The sequence below is a fragment of the Phaeobacter porticola genome, assembly GCF_001888185.1.
GTDB lineage: Bacteria > Pseudomonadota > Alphaproteobacteria > Rhodobacterales > Rhodobacteraceae > Phaeobacter > Phaeobacter porticola.
The window spans coordinates 203,231-218,458 of sequence record NZ_CP016365.1; the positions used below are offsets into that span (position 1 = coordinate 203,231).

Consider the following 15,228-nt stretch of genomic DNA (forward strand, 5'->3'; position numbering starts at 1 on the left):
GCTAAAATGCCTGGCTTTGTTCCATTGCATCGCGGATCAGGTCGTAGTCGGAATCGGCACCCTGAAGAAAGCCGTTTTTGGATACCCGACGCACGATTTCTTCGTTGTCAGAGGACAGCATGATCTGGCGCATGGCCAATAGCACGTCCTCCGGCAAGTTGGAGGATGCAAGCCAGGGTTTTGTAACATTGTCGAAACTCGCTAATACGCGAATCGGTACACCTTTGGCGATGAGCTTCTTGTAAGTGCTTTCTTTCAACGCCCCTGCGGTGAATTTCCCGGCACCTACAGCCTCACCCACAAGATCATGACGACCGAGGTACTCGTAAGTATGTAGATCCTTGCTATCGATTCCTGCCTCTAGCAGGTGGCTTTGGGCGAGATAGCGCCCAATCGTCGACAGTTCGTCGCCAAAGGCGAAACTGAGACCCGCGAGATCGGACAATTTAGTGATCGTACTATCGCGATGTACTACGATCACGCCTTGAAACCGCTTGCTCCCCTTCTTTGACTCCATCGCAACAATCTGGACCTGCGGGTTCTGTTTCATCACGTGGATATATGACGCCGGACCAAACCGGGCGAAATCAACCTCACCATTGGCAAGTTGGTCGATACCCTCTTGATATTCCTTGGCAACTGTCATGCGAATAACAACTTTTTCATCCAGTACTTCGCCCAAACGATTGGATAGGAACGTCAGAAAAGGTCGGTATTTCTTGACCGTGACAGTGGGCTTATCCGCCGCATAGGTTCCGAAGGTCAGAGTAATATCAGCGCGCGCTTCTAGCGGTGTCAGCAGCATCAGCAAGCACAGAGAAAGAACGGACCACAGGCGAAGAACACCCAGGGTTCCAATGGGATATCTCGCGCCGTTGAGCATCGTCGTCTCCTGTCTGAACCCGGTTGATGCCGAGTCAATGAATGCGTGCATCTGTTTACCCTGAATAGTGAGAAAATTTGGTTAAGTGGTACTGAATATTATAAATAATTTTATGACTCACCCTAAAGCATGACAGCAATATTAACCTTTCAGTAACGATTTCAGCGCTCTTTTATAAAATTCATCGAAAATTTGAAGATCGGGCACCGCCCCGACAGGACCTCTCGTGATAGCAAACCGCACTCGTTCCCGCTCACCCCTCTCCCGCCTTCTGTTCGCGGTCATATTGACGTCAGGGGGTGTCCCCGCCACGGCCTGGGCGATCCCATCGCCAGAACTGGTGATTGGGTCGGTCTCGTCCCTGTCGCAGGTGCTTGCCGTTGGAATCGCCATGGTCTCGGGCCTTGGCGCCGTTGTGGCAGCCAAACTGGGTTTTCAGCCGAAAAAAGGCGCACAGACGAAACGCTATCCCGTGCGGTTAATCGCCGGACTTGTTTTAGTGGCATCAATGCTCGCCCTGTCGAACTACTGGCAATACAGCAGCCAGCAAGCTGCTGAACAATCCCGTCTGCAAGCCACATTGGTTCGCCCCGCGCAGTTTGCCGGCACCAAGATCAAAGATGCAACACTGAAAGAGACCAGCTTCACACGCCAGTCGGACCACCCGCTTGCGATGTCGACTGTTGACGCAGCTGCTGCGCTAGAAGATGGCGAAACACTGTTCTACGATATCCGTGAGACCGGAGAAAACGCTATGGGGTCCCTGCCCGGTTCGACCCACATCCGCTTTCCCGACTTTCTTCAAAGCCGTCCAGTACAGCCGGGACAGAAAGTTGTTCTCTTCTGTCATAACGGCAACCGGAGTTCTGAAACCTGCGCCAAACTGGCAGCAATGGGTATCGACTGCAGCTTTATCGCAGGCGGTATCGAAAAATGGATCGTCGAGGGGCGTGATTTTTCAGACAAAGACGTCAAGACGCTCTCGGACCTGCGGGCCATCCCTGACTATCCAGGCCGGGATGTGTTGCTCAGTACTGCTGACTTTACTGAGCTGACAAATTCTGAAGATCTGCAAATCGTGGACACACGGTATCCTGGTGACTTTGACGCCGGCCATCTGCCCGATGCGGTCAATATTCCGATCCGCAAGATGACCACCGCAGATTTGATGCAGCGCATCAGTGAACTGGACCCGACCAAACCAACGATCGCGGCCTGCTATGACCGTCGCAGCTGCTTCATGAGCCAGGTACTGGGGCTGGAATTGGCACAAAAGGGCTTTGATTTCCGGGGACGTTATACGCTGCCTTGGGAGTATTTTATCGCCCCCAAACCCAAACCACATGTTCAGGCCTGGCTGGCAGATCAACAAAGTGGTCTTTGGGACAAAGCGATCACCGCATTGGCAGCTGCGCTGCTTTGGGTGCACGCACACAGCCATATCCTGCTGGGCCTTTTTGTGCTGTCTCTGGTCACCAGAATTCTGATCCTGCCAGTTGCACTGAAATCTGAACGGGATCAGATCACCACCAATAACACCGCCGACGAGATGAAAGCCCTGAAAGACAGGCTTGCTGATGATCCGGTGCGCAAGGCGCGCGCGGTGCAGGCCTTTTATGCCGACAAGGGGTTAACGCCCATGAAGAACCTCACCGCGCTATTGTTCCTGCCGGTGATGATGCTGGGGGTTTCTGCCGCACAGGAGGCCAGCACCAGCCTGCAAACGCCGTTCTTGTGGATGACAGATCTTGGCCTGCCAGATCCGCTGTTCATCATGCCCATGGTGTTCACTGCGCTGGCAGCTATCTACTTGCTCTGGGCGGTGGCCAAGACGCGCCGACAAGCACTGTTGTGGATGTTGCTTGGTGTGCCTGCACTCTTTGCAATGGTCTTTGGCCTCTCCGGAGCCGCAAATGCCTATCTTTGCTTCAGCCTGTCGCTATTGCTGGTTCAGCGCGCCTATGTCACTGGGATGCATAGCAAACTGGCAGAAAGCCTATCGTTACGGGTGCACAAACGCGCGCTGGCCAAGCTGCCACACGGCGTGATCCCGATGGGCTATACCGAGGAGCTCTCGGATGCCGGCAACAAAGCGCTGCGCCTATCGATCTTGAAAAACGCAGGCCTGCCAGTGCCAGGTGGCGTCATCGTGCGCTCTGACGCCATTCAGGACTATCGCGCCATGTCCGACGGGCAAAAGGACACTTTTGCGGCGCGTGTCTTCAAACTGGCCGGTGGCAAACCCGTCGCTGTGCGCTCCTCTGCGAGCAATGAGGACGGCGCAGATCAGAGCTTTGCCGGAGTATTTGAATCCGTTCTGGACGTCACTGCCGACACCATGCGCGCGGCGCTGGACGAGGTGGTGACCAGTTTCTCTTCTGAGCGTGCCGCAAGCTATTCTGATGCGGGCGACAGCCGCGATCAGGGTAATATCGTGGTGCAGGAAATGGTGCAGGCCGACTACGCAGGCGTTCTGTTTACCCAGGATCCCATGGCACCTGGTATGGTGATGGTCGAATGGGTCGAAGGCTGTGGCGACGACCTCGTTTCAGGCCGGGTCACCCCGACGTCTCTGCGCTTTGGCCGCTATTCCGGCCTCCCTGGAGAGGAAGATCAGGACGACACGCTGGATCTTGCGCCCCTCCTCACGCTTGGCAAACAGATTGAGGAGACTTTTGGGTGCCCGCAGGATGTTGAATGGGCCTATGCCGACGGCCAATTCCAGATCGTTCAGAGTCGCGACATCACGACGCTGGCGCTCGGGTCCGAGATTGAGCGTGCGCGGCTGGCGGAATGGCGTGGTGTCCTGGACCACTACAAAGACGCGGATCCCGACCAACCCCTATTGGAACAGGACGAGATGTCCGAAGTGCTACCGCGCCCCACACCGATATCGTTCTCTCTGATGGGCAGCCTTTGGGCGCCCGGCGGCAGCGTCGATTTGGCCTGCCGTGCGCTCGCCGTGCCGTACAACCTGCCTGAAGGTCGTGCAGGTCACCTGGTGAATCTTTTTGGTAAAACTTATGTTGATGTTGGCCTCAAAGATCAGATGACGCTGAAGCTGACAACATCCAAGGCGAAACAGCTGCGCAAGCAGGCGCGGCCGATGATCACCCAATTCCGCGAGGAGGTTCTGGCGGCTCTCACTGATCAGCTCGCCTTCTGGCAGGCCGTTGACTATGCGGCCCTGCCCCGCGCCAAACAGTTGGAGGCGATCACAACCCTGCGTGATCTCTTTGTCACCGACATCTATGTTGAGGCTGAGAAGGTGAATATCATCGCAGGCTTCACAATGGGCGAAGCGAGCGCCGCTGCCGCTGGCGATCCAACCCTGCGTGCACATTTGATGCACGCCGAATTGCCTCATGCGCCTTGTAGCCTGCTGTCCGCCTGCACTGGTCCCGCAGCGGATGCACAGGCGCAAGCCATGATGGGTCATCGCTCCATCTTCGACTATGAGCTCTCGACCCCCCGTTATTCAGAGGCCCCAAGCCTGTTGTCTTCTCTGCTCCACAGCTCGGTCGCGCCAATCACCGGCAGCGCGGCTACCCCTGCGAACCTACCGGATGACCTGCGCGAAACTCTTGATCTGGCAATCGCTTATCAGGACCTAAAGGAACAGGCCAAGCACGAGGCCCTACGGGTTCTGGCCGAACTGCGCCGTGCGCTTCTGGCGCTGGCGGCGCAGACCGGGCTGGACGACCTGGTATTCTACCTCACTATGGACGATGTCCTGTTGGGCAATTGGGAGCAACCTGCCCTGATGAAGATCAAGGCTGAGACCAACAAAGCGCATGAAGATCTGCGCAAGGCGTCTGCCCCGACCAATGTCACTCTGACCTTGCGTGATTGCGAATTGCTGTCGCTGGGGGCTCAGGCTGGGTCTGGAGGTGGCAGTCTTGGCGGCACCTGTGTCGCGGGCAGCGGTACTGTCACTGCACGGATTTTCTGGGTCGAGGATGAAACCGCCATCGGGCCGGAGGTCTTTGACGGGTTTCAAGACGGCGACATCCTGGCCTGCCGCATGATCAACCCCGCATGGCTGCCCTATGTGCAGCGCTCTGGTGCCGTCCTGAGCGAGGTTGGTGGCTGGCTCAGCCATATGGCCATTGTTGCCCGCGAAAAGGACATCCTGATGCTGGTCGCATGCAAGGGTCTGGATCAACTGGCCCGTGGAGAACAGATTACCGTCGGGGACGACGGCTCCATCACCACGGCAGAAGCACCGGGTCTCAGAGTGGTCTCCGCCTAAGGCATAAGGGTGCCCTGTCTCTGCCGGATCACCGGCGGGGGCAGGGAAACAAATGTTCTGTCTTGCATTTTTTCGTACATGTGGTCTGAACTCAGCCGATGGACCCGCATCTTGACCCCAAACAGACCCATCACCTGCTCAACCGCTTAAAAGAGCAGATCGACGCGCTGCCCCCTGCCCTCTCAGGGGCAGCCAAATATGTCATCGACAACCCCGGCGACTTTGGGCTGGACCCGATCCGTGTTTCTGCCACCAAGGCCGGGGTCAGTGCGAACACTCTCGTGCGGCTGGCCATTCATTTGGGATTTGACGGGTTCGAAACCCTGCGCGCGCCCTTTCGCGCCGCGCTGACCACCAGTCGCGAAGGTGGGCTAGGCCTTGATTGGCTGGACCGACTGGACGCAAAAGAAGACACAGCCCGGCACGGCAGAATTGCCCGAAACGAAGTCAATATCGTGGCCCGCTCCCTGCGGTTGATGACCCCAGCCCGCACCGCCGAGATTGTCGGCACACTCACCTCTGCAAGGCGCTGCTATGTGACGGCGACCCGCGCCAGCTATGCGCTTGCATATTACTTTCACTATGTGGGGCGCATGGCCCTGCCCAGCTTGGATCTGGTCCCTCGCCACATGGGCACCGCCGTCGACGAGCTGATGGAAATCACCCCAGATGATTGCCTAATCGCCATGACATTTGCCCCCTATTCTTCAGAAACGCTGCAGGCGCTGCGGCTGGCGCGTAGCAAGGGGGCCAAACTGGTGCTGATTTCGGACAGCGAGGTGATTGCACCGGGTTTGCAACCCGACCACCTGCTTCAGGTGGCCGACAATGCGCTACATCCCTTTGGCGGTTACGGCGGCGCGATGGTGGTGCTTGATTGCCTGCTGACACATCTGGTTGATGCAGGCGGCAGCAAAGCACAAGATCGCATCCGCAGCTACGAATTCCTGCGCGAGGATACCGGCGCCTATTGGCGTGGCGGTAAGTTGCCAAAACTACCGAAATCTGAGCGTAGCTAGATGATCAAAGCCGCAGATCGGACTGCGCCGGCGTCAACACGTACTTCAAATCATATAGCAACGCACCGGGGCACCCCAACGCACGGATCTGATCCGCCCCCATATCACGAAATTCCTGATGGGCGACGGCCAACAATACGCCGTCATACGCACCGGTAACGGGATCCGCGACCAGATCAACACCATATTCCTGCTGTGCCTCTTCCGGATCGGCGTGGGGATCATGCACATCCACCGCCAGGCCAAATTCCTCTAGGCAACGCACCACATCAATGACCCGCGTATTGCGTAGATCGGGGCAGTTTTCCTTGAACGTCAGCCCCATCACCAGGACACGCGCATCCGCCATGTTCATTTTACGTGCCAGCATCGCTTTAACCATTTGGCTGGCGACATAGGCCCCCATCCCGTCGTTCAACCGCCGCCCCGCCAGCAGGATCTCCGGGTGATAGCCCAGCTGTTCGGCTTTATGTGTCAGATAGTAGGGATCAACGCCAATACAGTGCCCGCCAACCAGACCGGGGCGAAAGTTGAGGAAATTCCACTTTGTCCCTGCCGCCCGCAACACCGACTCGGTATCAATATCCATGCGGTTGAAGATTTTCGCCAGCTCATTGATCAGCGCGATGTTGATATCGCGCTGGCTGTTCTCAATCACTTTGGCTGCTTCGGCCACGCGAATGCTCTCAGCCTTGTGCGTGCCCGCCGCCACTATCTCACGGTAAAGCGCGTCGACCCGCTCCGCTGTCTCCGGCGTAGACCCGGAGGTCACCTTGACGATATCCGGCAGGCGGCGCGTCTTATCGCCGGGGTTGATCCGCTCAGGGCTATAGCCGGCATAGAAATCACGGTTGAAGGTCAGACCGGACAACCGTTCCAATACAGGCACGCAATCTTCTTCGGTGGCGCCGGGATAGACCGTCGATTCATAGATCACCAGATCGCCGGGCTTCAGAACTCGTCCAACCGTTTCGGAGGCGCGCAGCAGAGGCGTCAGATCCGGTCGGCGGCTGTCGTCGATCGGGGTTGGCACCGTGACGATAAAGATTGTGCTATCGGCGATATCCGCCGGGTCAGTGGTCAGCGTCAATTGCGACGCGGACGCCAACGCATCGGCACTGATCTCGCGGGTGTTATCCTGACCAGCGGCAAGCGCCGCAATCCGTTCGTTGCTGATGTCAAATCCCACCACCGGACGGGATTTGCCGAACTCAACGGCCAGCGGCAACCCAACATAGCCAAGCCCGATCACGCAAATCTGTTCTGTCCTGCTCATACCGCTGCCCCAATGATCCCTGACTGCCCGATTGTCTTTCATAAGGGGCGCAGGAACCAAGTTTCAACCATGCGCGGGTCGATCCCCCCGGAAACCCGGAAAGATCATCTTCTTAGAGCGACCTCAGAACCGCAGAGACAGGCAGGACATGCCGCCATCCAGCTTGGCGCATTCTGTATTGCTGATCTGAACCACTTCAAATCCTTCGCGGTCCAGCAAATCAGCGGTGCGTGGGAAATCTGCGGCCATCAGCACAAGATTGTTGTAGCGAATAGCGTTGGCTGCGGCCTCTTCGCCCTCGGCGACATGCAAGACCCGGTAGCCTTCGAAACAGCCTGACGCATCCAGTCGTTTGGTCGCCAGAATGGTCTCGCCATCCATCAACGAACAGTCTGTTTTGAAATGCAAAACCCCTTCGGGTGTGAAGACCTCGCGCAGGCTGTGGCCCCAGTCAGACACAATCTCGGCCAGTTCAGCAACACCCGCCGCATCGGTTCGGGCCGAACGCCCCACCAAGATTTCGCGATCGGTCACCAGAATATCGCCCCCTTCGATAAAGCCGGGGCCGGTGATCTCGCGCACATCGTCGTAGCACTGGCGTAGGATTGGCGCCATTTCTGCCACCTCACCCAGACGCGACGGCGCGCCGGGACGCATTAGCACCGCACCCTTAGGCAGGCACAGCGCCGTATCTTCAACAAAGACCGCATCGGGAAACGCTTCTAGCGATGGCAGTTCAATCACCTCGGCGCCAGTGCTTTTCAACGCGGCGACATAATCCGCATGAGCGGCCAGCATCTTGTCCAGATCGGGGGTGCCGATGTCCTCGGCGCGCAGCCCATTCGTGATACTGGATGCCGGGCGGCGGGTGATGGCGCGGGTGAATTCATAGGTGGGGTTGGTCATGGTCAATCCTTTGTCGCCGATGTTGGCACGAATTTCGGAGTGGTGATTTCAATCATGCTCGGCCCCGCGAATTTAAGGGCGTCCGTCATCGCAACTGCGGCCTCTTGCGGATCGGCAGTTATAGCCCGGTGCGAGATCCCAAAGGACAGCGCCGTGGCCGCAAAATTCGGTGGCGTCGGGTCACAACCGACCACCGGCACGCCAACATCCTGCATCGAACGGGCAATTTCCTGATAGCCGTGGTTGTTCCAAACCACAAAAGTAATCGGCAAAGCCTCATCCACGGCGGTCATGATTTCTGGCAGAGAAAACTGCGCGCCTCCGTCACCAACGATGCAAATGACCCGCGCATTCGGTACCGCAACCGCAGCCCCAATGGCGGCAGGAATACCATAGCCAAGCGCGCCATAGCCTGTAGCGGCGTTAAACCAGCCACCGGGCCGGTCGTGATCGTAATAGAGATTGCCTGCATAAATCGGCTGAGCGGAATCGCCCACGATGACCGCATCAGGTGCCGCATCGCGCAGGGCATTCAGCACCGTCACTTGCGCGCGGTAGTCCGGGCCAATTTCAGCCCAAGCGTCCGCACGCGCCGTCGCAGCACGATCCGCCCCCCACCCCGGCATGACGGCGCTGACAGTGGTCAGATCCGCAAGCAGGCCCGCCAGCAGATCGGCAACATCCGCATGGATCGCCAGTTCTGCTCGGTGCCGCCCCAGCTGCGTCGCGCAAAGGTCAACACGGATCAAACCCGGCATCTGCATCATCTCTGCGGTAGCATACATATCATAATCTGTCGGCCCAAGCTCTGTGCCAAGGGCCAGCACCAGGTCCGCCTCCTGCACCAGCTCTCTAACTGCGGCCAGGCTAGGGCTCGCAGGCACCGACAATGGATGATCAAACAGCACACCACGGGCATTTACGGTCTGCACAACCGGGGCGCCCAGCTGTTCGGCCAATTGCCGCAGACCCGCAGCGCTATGCCTGCATCCACCACCGGCCAGGATCACGGGTCGCTTCGCTTCGCGCAGGCGGCGTTTGACCTCCGTTAGATCTGCTGGGGTAACGCTGTCTCTGAGCAATTGGGACGGGACCTGTGCCAACGGCACCGTATCCGCCACGGTCTGCCCCGCAATATCAAGCGGAATCTGCACATGGGTCGGGCCGGGGCGCGCGATGGTGCTGCCATCTATCGGCGCAAAGGCCCGGTCCAGCGCCGCGTCCAATTCCTCAGGTACTGCCACATGTTCCGACACCAACGCCACCTGCTGCATTAGCGCGTGTTGATCGGGCAACTCGTGCAGATGGCCAAGCCCACGCCCCAACGAGCCGCTGCTATTCACACCGGAAATAACCAACACGGGGACCGAATCCGCACGCGCCTGTGCCATTGGCGTCAGCGTGTTTGTCACCCCTGGCCCGGTGATCACAAACGCCACTCCCGGCCGACCGGATACCCGAGCATAGCCATCCGCCATGAACCCAGCCCCCTGTTCGTGACGCGGGGTAATATGACGTAGCTCTGATTGTGCCAAGCCGCGATAGAGCTCGACCGTATGTACACCCGGAATGCCAAAGACATGGCGCACGCCCCGCGCAGCCAGCGCTTTGACCAGTGCCTCGCCGACAGTTTGCGGGACTGGGTTGCGACCATCCGCGCTCATGCGACCTCCGCCGATCTGCGATTGGCATGATCAGCAATGCGTGTCAGCGCACAATCAAAGCCATCATCGTCGATGGTTAGCGCCACCCGGACCCAATTGCGCAGACTCTCGCCAAAAGATGACCCCGGCATCACCGCAACACCCGCGCCATGCAATAGGTCCTGCGCATAAGCGTCGCCATCCATCCCGGTGGCCGAGACGTCAATCATCGCAAACATCCCTGCTTCAGGGCTATGAACCCGCAGTCCGGTGTCATGGTGCAACCGTGCCACCAGTTTGGCGGCCCGTGCGGCAAAACGCCCGCGCATGCCTGCCGCAACCGATGACCCCTCACGCACCGCCTGTTCCGTCATATCCGCAATGAACGGCTGGTTACCAAACAGCATGGTTTCAGACAACGGCAACAGCCCCTCACAAAACGCAGCACTGGCAATGCACCAGCCGCTGCGGAACCCCGGCGCCGCGTGCGATTTGGAAATTGAAGAAACCACAATCACCCGCTCGGCAAAGGCAGCGCGCGCCAGTGGCGACACAAATTCCGCCGCATCAAACACCAGCTGCTCATAGACCTCATCCGAGATGATCCACAGGTCGTGAACCTCCGCCAGCCGGCCGATGGCGTCGAGATCCTCCACTGTCAGGATTGACCCGGTGGGGTTATGCGGCGTGGTCAGCAGGATCGCGCGACTGCGGGGCGTGATTTTCTCTGCGATATCATCTGCCTGCATCCGAAACCCATGCTCGGGCCGCAGCGGCACCGGCACCATGTCGGCGCCACTTGCCCGGATCACGCCTTCATAGGTGGCGTACATCGGATCGCCCACCAACACCTCGTCCCCGTGCTCGGCGACCCCCAACAGCACCGCATACAGCGCAGTCTGTGTGCCCGGAAAGCACAGCACGTTTTCCGGCCCGATGGGGCGTCCGGTGCTCACACTGTAACGCGCCGCAAGCGTCTTGCGTAGGTTCGCTTCGCCGCGCCCGTCGGAATACCCGGTACGCCCGGACAGCATAGCTGTGGTTGCGGTTTGCATCAGCTCGGCGGGCGGCGGCACATCGGGTTCGCCAATCGTCATCTCGATGATATCAGCCCCCGCTGCGATCATGTCGCGTGCCGCCAAATGAACCTCCCACTTGGCACCGCCAAGCCCCGCCAGCCGCTTGGTTACATCGGTCATTCTCATGGCTGTTCCGCCTTTTGCTGCAAGTTCATTCCCAGAATTGCACCCACGGATTCCAATCCAATGGCAGGCAATTCGCCCTCTTCAAATGCCTCTGGCAAAGCGCCGCCCTCCATCCAGAGACCGTCAATCACCGCGTTACAAGCCACCGCCAAATGATGCAGCCGCGCCGGATCAACAGGGCGGCCAACCTCCGCCAGAGCCGCTGCGATCAACTCGGCCAGCTTGTCACGGAAATAGTCATAAGTGCGTTGGTGGATCTGCCGCATCTGCGGGTCCTGCTGCACCTTGTTCAAAAACCCAGCCCATAGCGCCACCGCCGTTGGCTCCACGACCGGCGGGCTCAGCGAAGCCTCAACAAACCCAGCCAAACGGCGATGCGCATCACCCTCCATGCCTGCCACGGGGGCAAAGGTCAGGTCACTGATGAACACCATGTGGTGCTCATACGCGGCGGTCATCAGCTCTTCCTTAGAGGAGAAATAGTGCCGGATCAGCCCTTGGGTCACATCAGCGCGGTCGGCAATGTCACGCACAGTGGCACCGCGTACGCCTTTTTCGGCCACGAGCGCCAGCGTTGCAGTGATCAACGCCTCTCTGCGCTCCTCTGCCGTTGCGCGCTTAAATTTTCTGCGTTCACCTGACACGGGGTCTCCAATGGGCTGGGCAGTTACGGAGTTAGTAATTATACACTTGCATAATTACTCCAAGTCAGCCTTACTACAAGCCGAAATATGAGGACAACAGAAAATGCCCGATCCGGCTGCCGCAGACCCTGCCCTGCATCAGACAGGCCCCGCGCCCGTGCATATGGCACCCGATGCCGCCAACCGACATGTCACCCACGAAGAGGCGATCCGCGTAACTGATCTGCACAAATCCTTTGGCCCTCTTGAGGTGCTGAAGGGTGTATCCCTCACCGCGAAACAGGGCGATGTGGTGGCCATCATTGGCGGCAGCGGCTCCGGCAAATCCACCATGCTGCGCTGCATCAACTTCCTGGAGACACCCAACTCAGGCGAAATCGTCATCGCAGGTGAACCCGTGGCGATGCGCCCGGATGGCAGTCCCGCCGACCGTCGCCAGATCGAACGCATCCGCACCCGTCTCGCGATGGTGTTTCAACAGTTCAACCTCTGGACCCACCGCACCTTGTTAGAAAATGTCATCGAGGTGCCGGTTCATGTGCTGAAGGTGCCCCGTTCCGAAGCGATCCACCGTGCGCATGAGCTGCTGGCCCGCGTGGGCCTCGGCGACAAGGCCGATGCCTTTCCGGCCTTCCTCTCCGGCGGTCAGCAACAGAGGGCTGCAATTGCTCGGGCGCTGGCCGTGGATCCCAGTGTGATGCTGTTTGATGAACCAACCTCAGCGCTTGATCCCGAATTGGTGGGGGAGGTCCTAACCGTTATCCGTGATCTTGCGGCCGAGGGGCGCACTATGTTGCTGGTCACCCATGAGATGAAGTTTGCCCGCGAGGTCGCCAACCATGTTGTCTATCTTTTTGAGGGACGGATCGAAGAACAAGGTCCGCCGTCTGAGGTCTTTGGCAGTCCAAAATCAGAGCGTCTGAAACAATTCCTCAGCTCGGTCGCGTGACCTACAGAACGACAATCAAAAAATACTAAAGCATAATAGGGAGACATCTATGACTATGAAATCAAATCTGAAAAAAGCGTTTCTGGCGTCGGCTGTTCTTGCAGCTACCGGTGCAATTGCCCAAGCAGAGCCGGTCAAGATCGGTGTGGCCGCAGAACCCTACCCGCCCTTCGCCTCGCTGGATTCCTCCGGTCAGTGGGTTGGCTGGGAGATCGACGTGATCAATGCCGTCTGCGCCGCGGCTGAGTTGGATTGCGTTGTCACACCTGTGGCTTGGGACGGCATTATCCCCTCGTTGACCGGCCAGCAGATCGACGCCATCATGGCCTCCATGTCGATCACCGAAGAACGGTTGAAAACCATTGATTTCTCGGATCCCTACTACAACACCCCGGCGGTGATTGTGGCAGATAAGTCGATGAACATTGAACCGACACCGGAGTCTCTTGCAGGCAAAGTTGTCGGCATTCAGGCCTCCACCATCCACCAAGCCTATGCGCAGGAACACTTCAAAGATTCCGAGCTTCGCGTCTATCAGACTCAGGATGAGGCCAATCAGGATCTCTTTGCTGGTCGCATCGACGCCACCCAGGCCGACAGCATCGCCATGGCTGACTTTGTCGGCTCCGATGCGGGCGGTTGCTGCGAGATCAAAGGGGCTGTCGCCAATGACGAGGCGATCCTCGGCAAAGGTGTCGGCGCTGGTGTGCGCAAGGGCGACAGCGATGTTCTGGCAGCGCTCAACAAGGGGATCGCGGCAATCCTGGCCGACGGCACCCATGCCGAGATCACCTCGAAGTATTTCACGACCAGCATCTACTCCGAGTAAGGACATATCGTGACCGGACTCCTCGACCTGTTTGGTCTGGCCGAGAGCGCGCAGCTGTTGTCGCTCTCGCCGCCGGGATGGGGGGGCAACCTGTTGCGGGGCCTCGCCAATTCGCTCCAGATTGCCCTTGGGGCCTTTGGCATGGGGCTGATCATCGGGCTTTTCGGGGCCTACGGAAAACTCTATGGCGGGCCGATTCTTCGCGATCTGCTCGCCATTTACACGACTGTGATACGCGCCGTTCCCGAACTGGTGCTGATCCTGATCCTCTATTATGTCGGCACCGATCTCATCAACAAGGTTTCCGCCAGCCTTGGGTATGGCCGGGTTGAAATCAGCGGCGTGGTCGCGGGCATCTGGGTTTTGGGCATCGTTCAGGGCGCCTATGCCACCGAAGTGCTGCGCGGTGCCATCAAGGCGGTGCCCCCCGGTCAAATTGAGGCGGCGCGCTCATACGGGATGCCGCCGTTCATGACCATGCGCCGGGTGACCATCCCCGCAATGATGAGTTTTGCGACGCCGGGTCTGGCCAATCTGTGGCTGATCGCCACCAAGGACACGGCGCTGTTGGCCATTGTCGGCTTTGCTGAGCTGACATTGGAAACCCGGCAGGCCGCGAGCAGTACGCGCGCCTATTTCACGTTCTTCCTCGCCGCCGGAGCGCTCTATCTGATCGTGACCCTGTTTTCCGGCGTAATCTTTGGTTGGGTCGAACGTTGGGCACGTCGCGGCCAGCCCTCACTGCGGGAGGGAAGACAATGAACCTTCTGAAACCTCTCATGCAGCCGCATCGCATAGTATTGCTGGCGCTGTTCTTGGGCCTGATTGCCTGGTGTGCGCTCACGATGCGCTGGGATTGGATACCAACCTATGCACCCCTCGCGCTCGAGGGGTTATGGACAACCATTTGGATCCTTATCGTTACAACCATCCTCGGGTTCGCCTTGGCGGTACCTCTGGGCCTCGCTCAGGCTGTCGGCCCTTGGTATCTCTCTGTGCCCGCACGGGTGTTCTGTACGGTCATCCGCGGCACACCGTTGTTGTTACAGATCTGGCTGCTTTACTACGGGCTAGGCTCGCTGTTTCCACAGTTCCCCTGGATCCGCTCTAGCGAGCTATGGCCCTATTTGCGCCAGGCCTGGCCTTACGCGGTGCTGGCGCTCACACTCTCCTACGCAGGCTATGAGGGCGAAGTAATGCGTGGAGCTTTCTCAGGTGTGGCCAAGGGTCAGCTGGAGGCTGCAAAAGCTTACGGGATGCCCCGGGCCACAATGTTCCGCCGTATCTGGCTGCCACAGGCCGTGCGCAACGTGCTGCCGACACTTGGCGGCGAAACCATCCTACAGCTGAAGGCAACACCACTTGTTGCTACGATTACGGTATTGGACATCTATGCGGTCTCTTCGCGGGTGCGTTCTGATACTTTCATCGTCTATGAACCGCTTCTGCTGCTCGCGCTCGTTTACATGGTGATTGCTGGTTTGATCACGCTGGCCTTTCGCAGGTTTGAAAATCAGGTTCCCAACCGCCGCTAAGCGTGGTGCACACCTCGGGTCCGACCATAGCCCCCAAGCATTGCTCTGGGGGCTTCTTCATGCGCGCAGTCCCGTCAAGCTATCGCA

The 15,228-nt window shown here is 58.6% G+C and carries 12 protein-coding genes; 6 read left to right on the plus strand and 6 right to left on the minus strand.

Annotated features, from left to right (window positions below; all coding sequences use genetic code 11):
• Position 1: 1 nt before the first annotated feature.
• Positions 2-883, minus strand: coding sequence for a PhnD/SsuA/transferrin family substrate-binding protein (locus PhaeoP97_RS18445; RefSeq protein WP_072506706.1), 882 nt, complete (start codon positions 881-883; stop codon positions 2-4).
• Between the two features lie 391 nt (positions 884-1,274).
• Between PhaeoP97_RS18445 and PhaeoP97_RS18450 the strand changes: the two genes are divergently transcribed.
• Together PhaeoP97_RS18450 and PhaeoP97_RS18455 are read left to right on the plus strand one after the other, a co-directional pair.
• A complete protein-coding gene (locus tag PhaeoP97_RS18450; protein ID WP_237029049.1) occupies positions 1,275-5,135 on the plus strand; it encodes a PEP/pyruvate-binding domain-containing protein in 3,861 nt (1,286 codons plus the stop codon).
• Between the two features lie 98 nt (positions 5,136-5,233).
• The gene (locus tag PhaeoP97_RS18455) at positions 5,234-6,154 is read left to right on the plus strand and encodes a MurR/RpiR family transcriptional regulator (protein WP_072506707.1); all 921 of its coding nucleotides are present in this window, start codon (positions 5,234-5,236) and stop codon (positions 6,152-6,154) included.
• Between the two features lie 4 nt (positions 6,155-6,158).
• Here PhaeoP97_RS18455 and tviB read toward each other — a convergent pair whose 3' ends face one another.
• From tviB to PhaeoP97_RS18480, 5 genes are all read right to left on the minus strand, one after another.
• The gene (gene tviB / locus PhaeoP97_RS18460; protein WP_072506737.1) at positions 6,159-7,430 is read right to left on the minus strand and encodes a Vi polysaccharide biosynthesis UDP-N-acetylglucosamine C-6 dehydrogenase TviB; all 1,272 of its coding nucleotides are present in this window, start codon (positions 7,428-7,430) and stop codon (positions 6,159-6,161) included.
• A gap of 123 nt (positions 7,431-7,553) precedes the next feature.
• Entirely contained in the window at positions 7,554-8,336 is a 783-nt protein-coding gene (locus tag PhaeoP97_RS18465; RefSeq protein WP_072506708.1) for a dimethylarginine dimethylaminohydrolase family protein, read from the minus strand.
• Positions 8,337-8,338: 2 nt separating this feature from the next.
• Complete coding sequence (locus PhaeoP97_RS18470) at positions 8,339-10,000, minus strand: 5-guanidino-2-oxopentanoate decarboxylase (RefSeq protein WP_072506709.1); 1,662 nt, start codon at positions 9,998-10,000, stop codon at positions 8,339-8,341.
• Positions 9,997-11,184 carry a pyridoxal phosphate-dependent aminotransferase gene (locus PhaeoP97_RS18475; protein WP_072506710.1) on the minus strand — a complete coding sequence of 396 codons (1,188 nt, stop codon included), beginning with the start codon at positions 11,182-11,184 and terminating at the stop codon, positions 9,997-9,999. The genes PhaeoP97_RS18470 and PhaeoP97_RS18475 overlap by 4 nt, the downstream gene beginning before the upstream one ends.
• Positions 11,181-11,828, minus strand: coding sequence for a TetR/AcrR family transcriptional regulator (locus tag PhaeoP97_RS18480; RefSeq protein ID WP_072506711.1), 648 nt, complete (start codon positions 11,826-11,828; stop codon positions 11,181-11,183). Before PhaeoP97_RS18480 ends, PhaeoP97_RS18475 begins: the two co-directional genes overlap by 4 nt.
• Positions 11,829-11,991: 163 nt before the next feature.
• Between PhaeoP97_RS18480 and PhaeoP97_RS18485 the strand changes: the two genes are divergently transcribed.
• Genes PhaeoP97_RS18485 through PhaeoP97_RS18500 form a run of 4 tightly spaced genes read left to right on the plus strand, consistent with a single transcriptional unit; the run spans position 11,992 to position 15,141 of the window.
• Positions 11,992-12,777, plus strand: a complete 786-nt coding sequence (locus PhaeoP97_RS18485) for an ABC transporter ATP-binding protein (protein ID WP_072506738.1) — start codon at positions 11,992-11,994, stop codon at positions 12,775-12,777.
• 49 nt (positions 12,778-12,826) lie between these two features.
• Complete coding sequence (locus tag PhaeoP97_RS18490) at positions 12,827-13,606, plus strand: transporter substrate-binding domain-containing protein (RefSeq protein ID WP_072506712.1); 780 nt, start codon at positions 12,827-12,829, stop codon at positions 13,604-13,606.
• A gap of 9 nt (positions 13,607-13,615) precedes the next feature.
• A complete protein-coding gene (locus tag PhaeoP97_RS18495) occupies positions 13,616-14,368 on the plus strand; it encodes an ABC transporter permease (RefSeq protein WP_072506713.1) in 753 nt (250 codons plus the stop codon).
• The gene (locus tag PhaeoP97_RS18500) at positions 14,365-15,141 is read left to right on the plus strand and encodes an ABC transporter permease (RefSeq protein WP_072506714.1); all 777 of its coding nucleotides are present in this window, start codon (positions 14,365-14,367) and stop codon (positions 15,139-15,141) included. The genes PhaeoP97_RS18495 and PhaeoP97_RS18500 overlap by 4 nt, the downstream gene beginning before the upstream one ends.
• The last annotated feature ends 87 nt before the right edge of the window (positions 15,142-15,228 follow it).

Bases quoted from the DNA above. Each gene is read 5' to 3' on its own strand.
- PhaeoP97_RS18445 (WP_072506706.1), bottom strand. From the start codon at position 883: ATGCTCAACGGCGCGAGATATCCCATTGGAACCCTGGGTGTTCTTCGC.
- PhaeoP97_RS18500 (WP_072506714.1), top strand. From the start codon at position 14,365: ATGAACCTTCTGAAACCTCTCATGCAGCCGCATCGCATAGTATTGCTG.
- PhaeoP97_RS18450 (WP_237029049.1), top strand. From the start codon at position 1,275: ATGGTCTCGGGCCTTGGCGCCGTTGTGGCAGCCAAACTGGGTTTTCAG.
- PhaeoP97_RS18465 (WP_072506708.1), bottom strand. From the start codon at position 8,336: ATGACCAACCCCACCTATGAATTCACCCGCGCCATCACCCGCCGCCCG.
- PhaeoP97_RS18485 (WP_072506738.1), top strand. From the start codon at position 11,992: ATGGCACCCGATGCCGCCAACCGACATGTCACCCACGAAGAGGCGATC.
- tviB (WP_072506737.1), bottom strand. From the start codon at position 7,430: ATGAGCAGGACAGAACAGATTTGCGTGATCGGGCTTGGCTATGTTGGG.
- PhaeoP97_RS18490 (WP_072506712.1), top strand. From the start codon at position 12,827: ATGACTATGAAATCAAATCTGAAAAAAGCGTTTCTGGCGTCGGCTGTT.
- PhaeoP97_RS18475 (WP_072506710.1), bottom strand. From the start codon at position 11,184: ATGAGAATGACCGATGTAACCAAGCGGCTGGCGGGGCTTGGCGGTGCC.
- PhaeoP97_RS18470 (WP_072506709.1), bottom strand. From the start codon at position 10,000: ATGAGCGCGGATGGTCGCAACCCAGTCCCGCAAACTGTCGGCGAGGCA.
- PhaeoP97_RS18455 (WP_072506707.1), top strand. From the start codon at position 5,234: ATGGACCCGCATCTTGACCCCAAACAGACCCATCACCTGCTCAACCGC.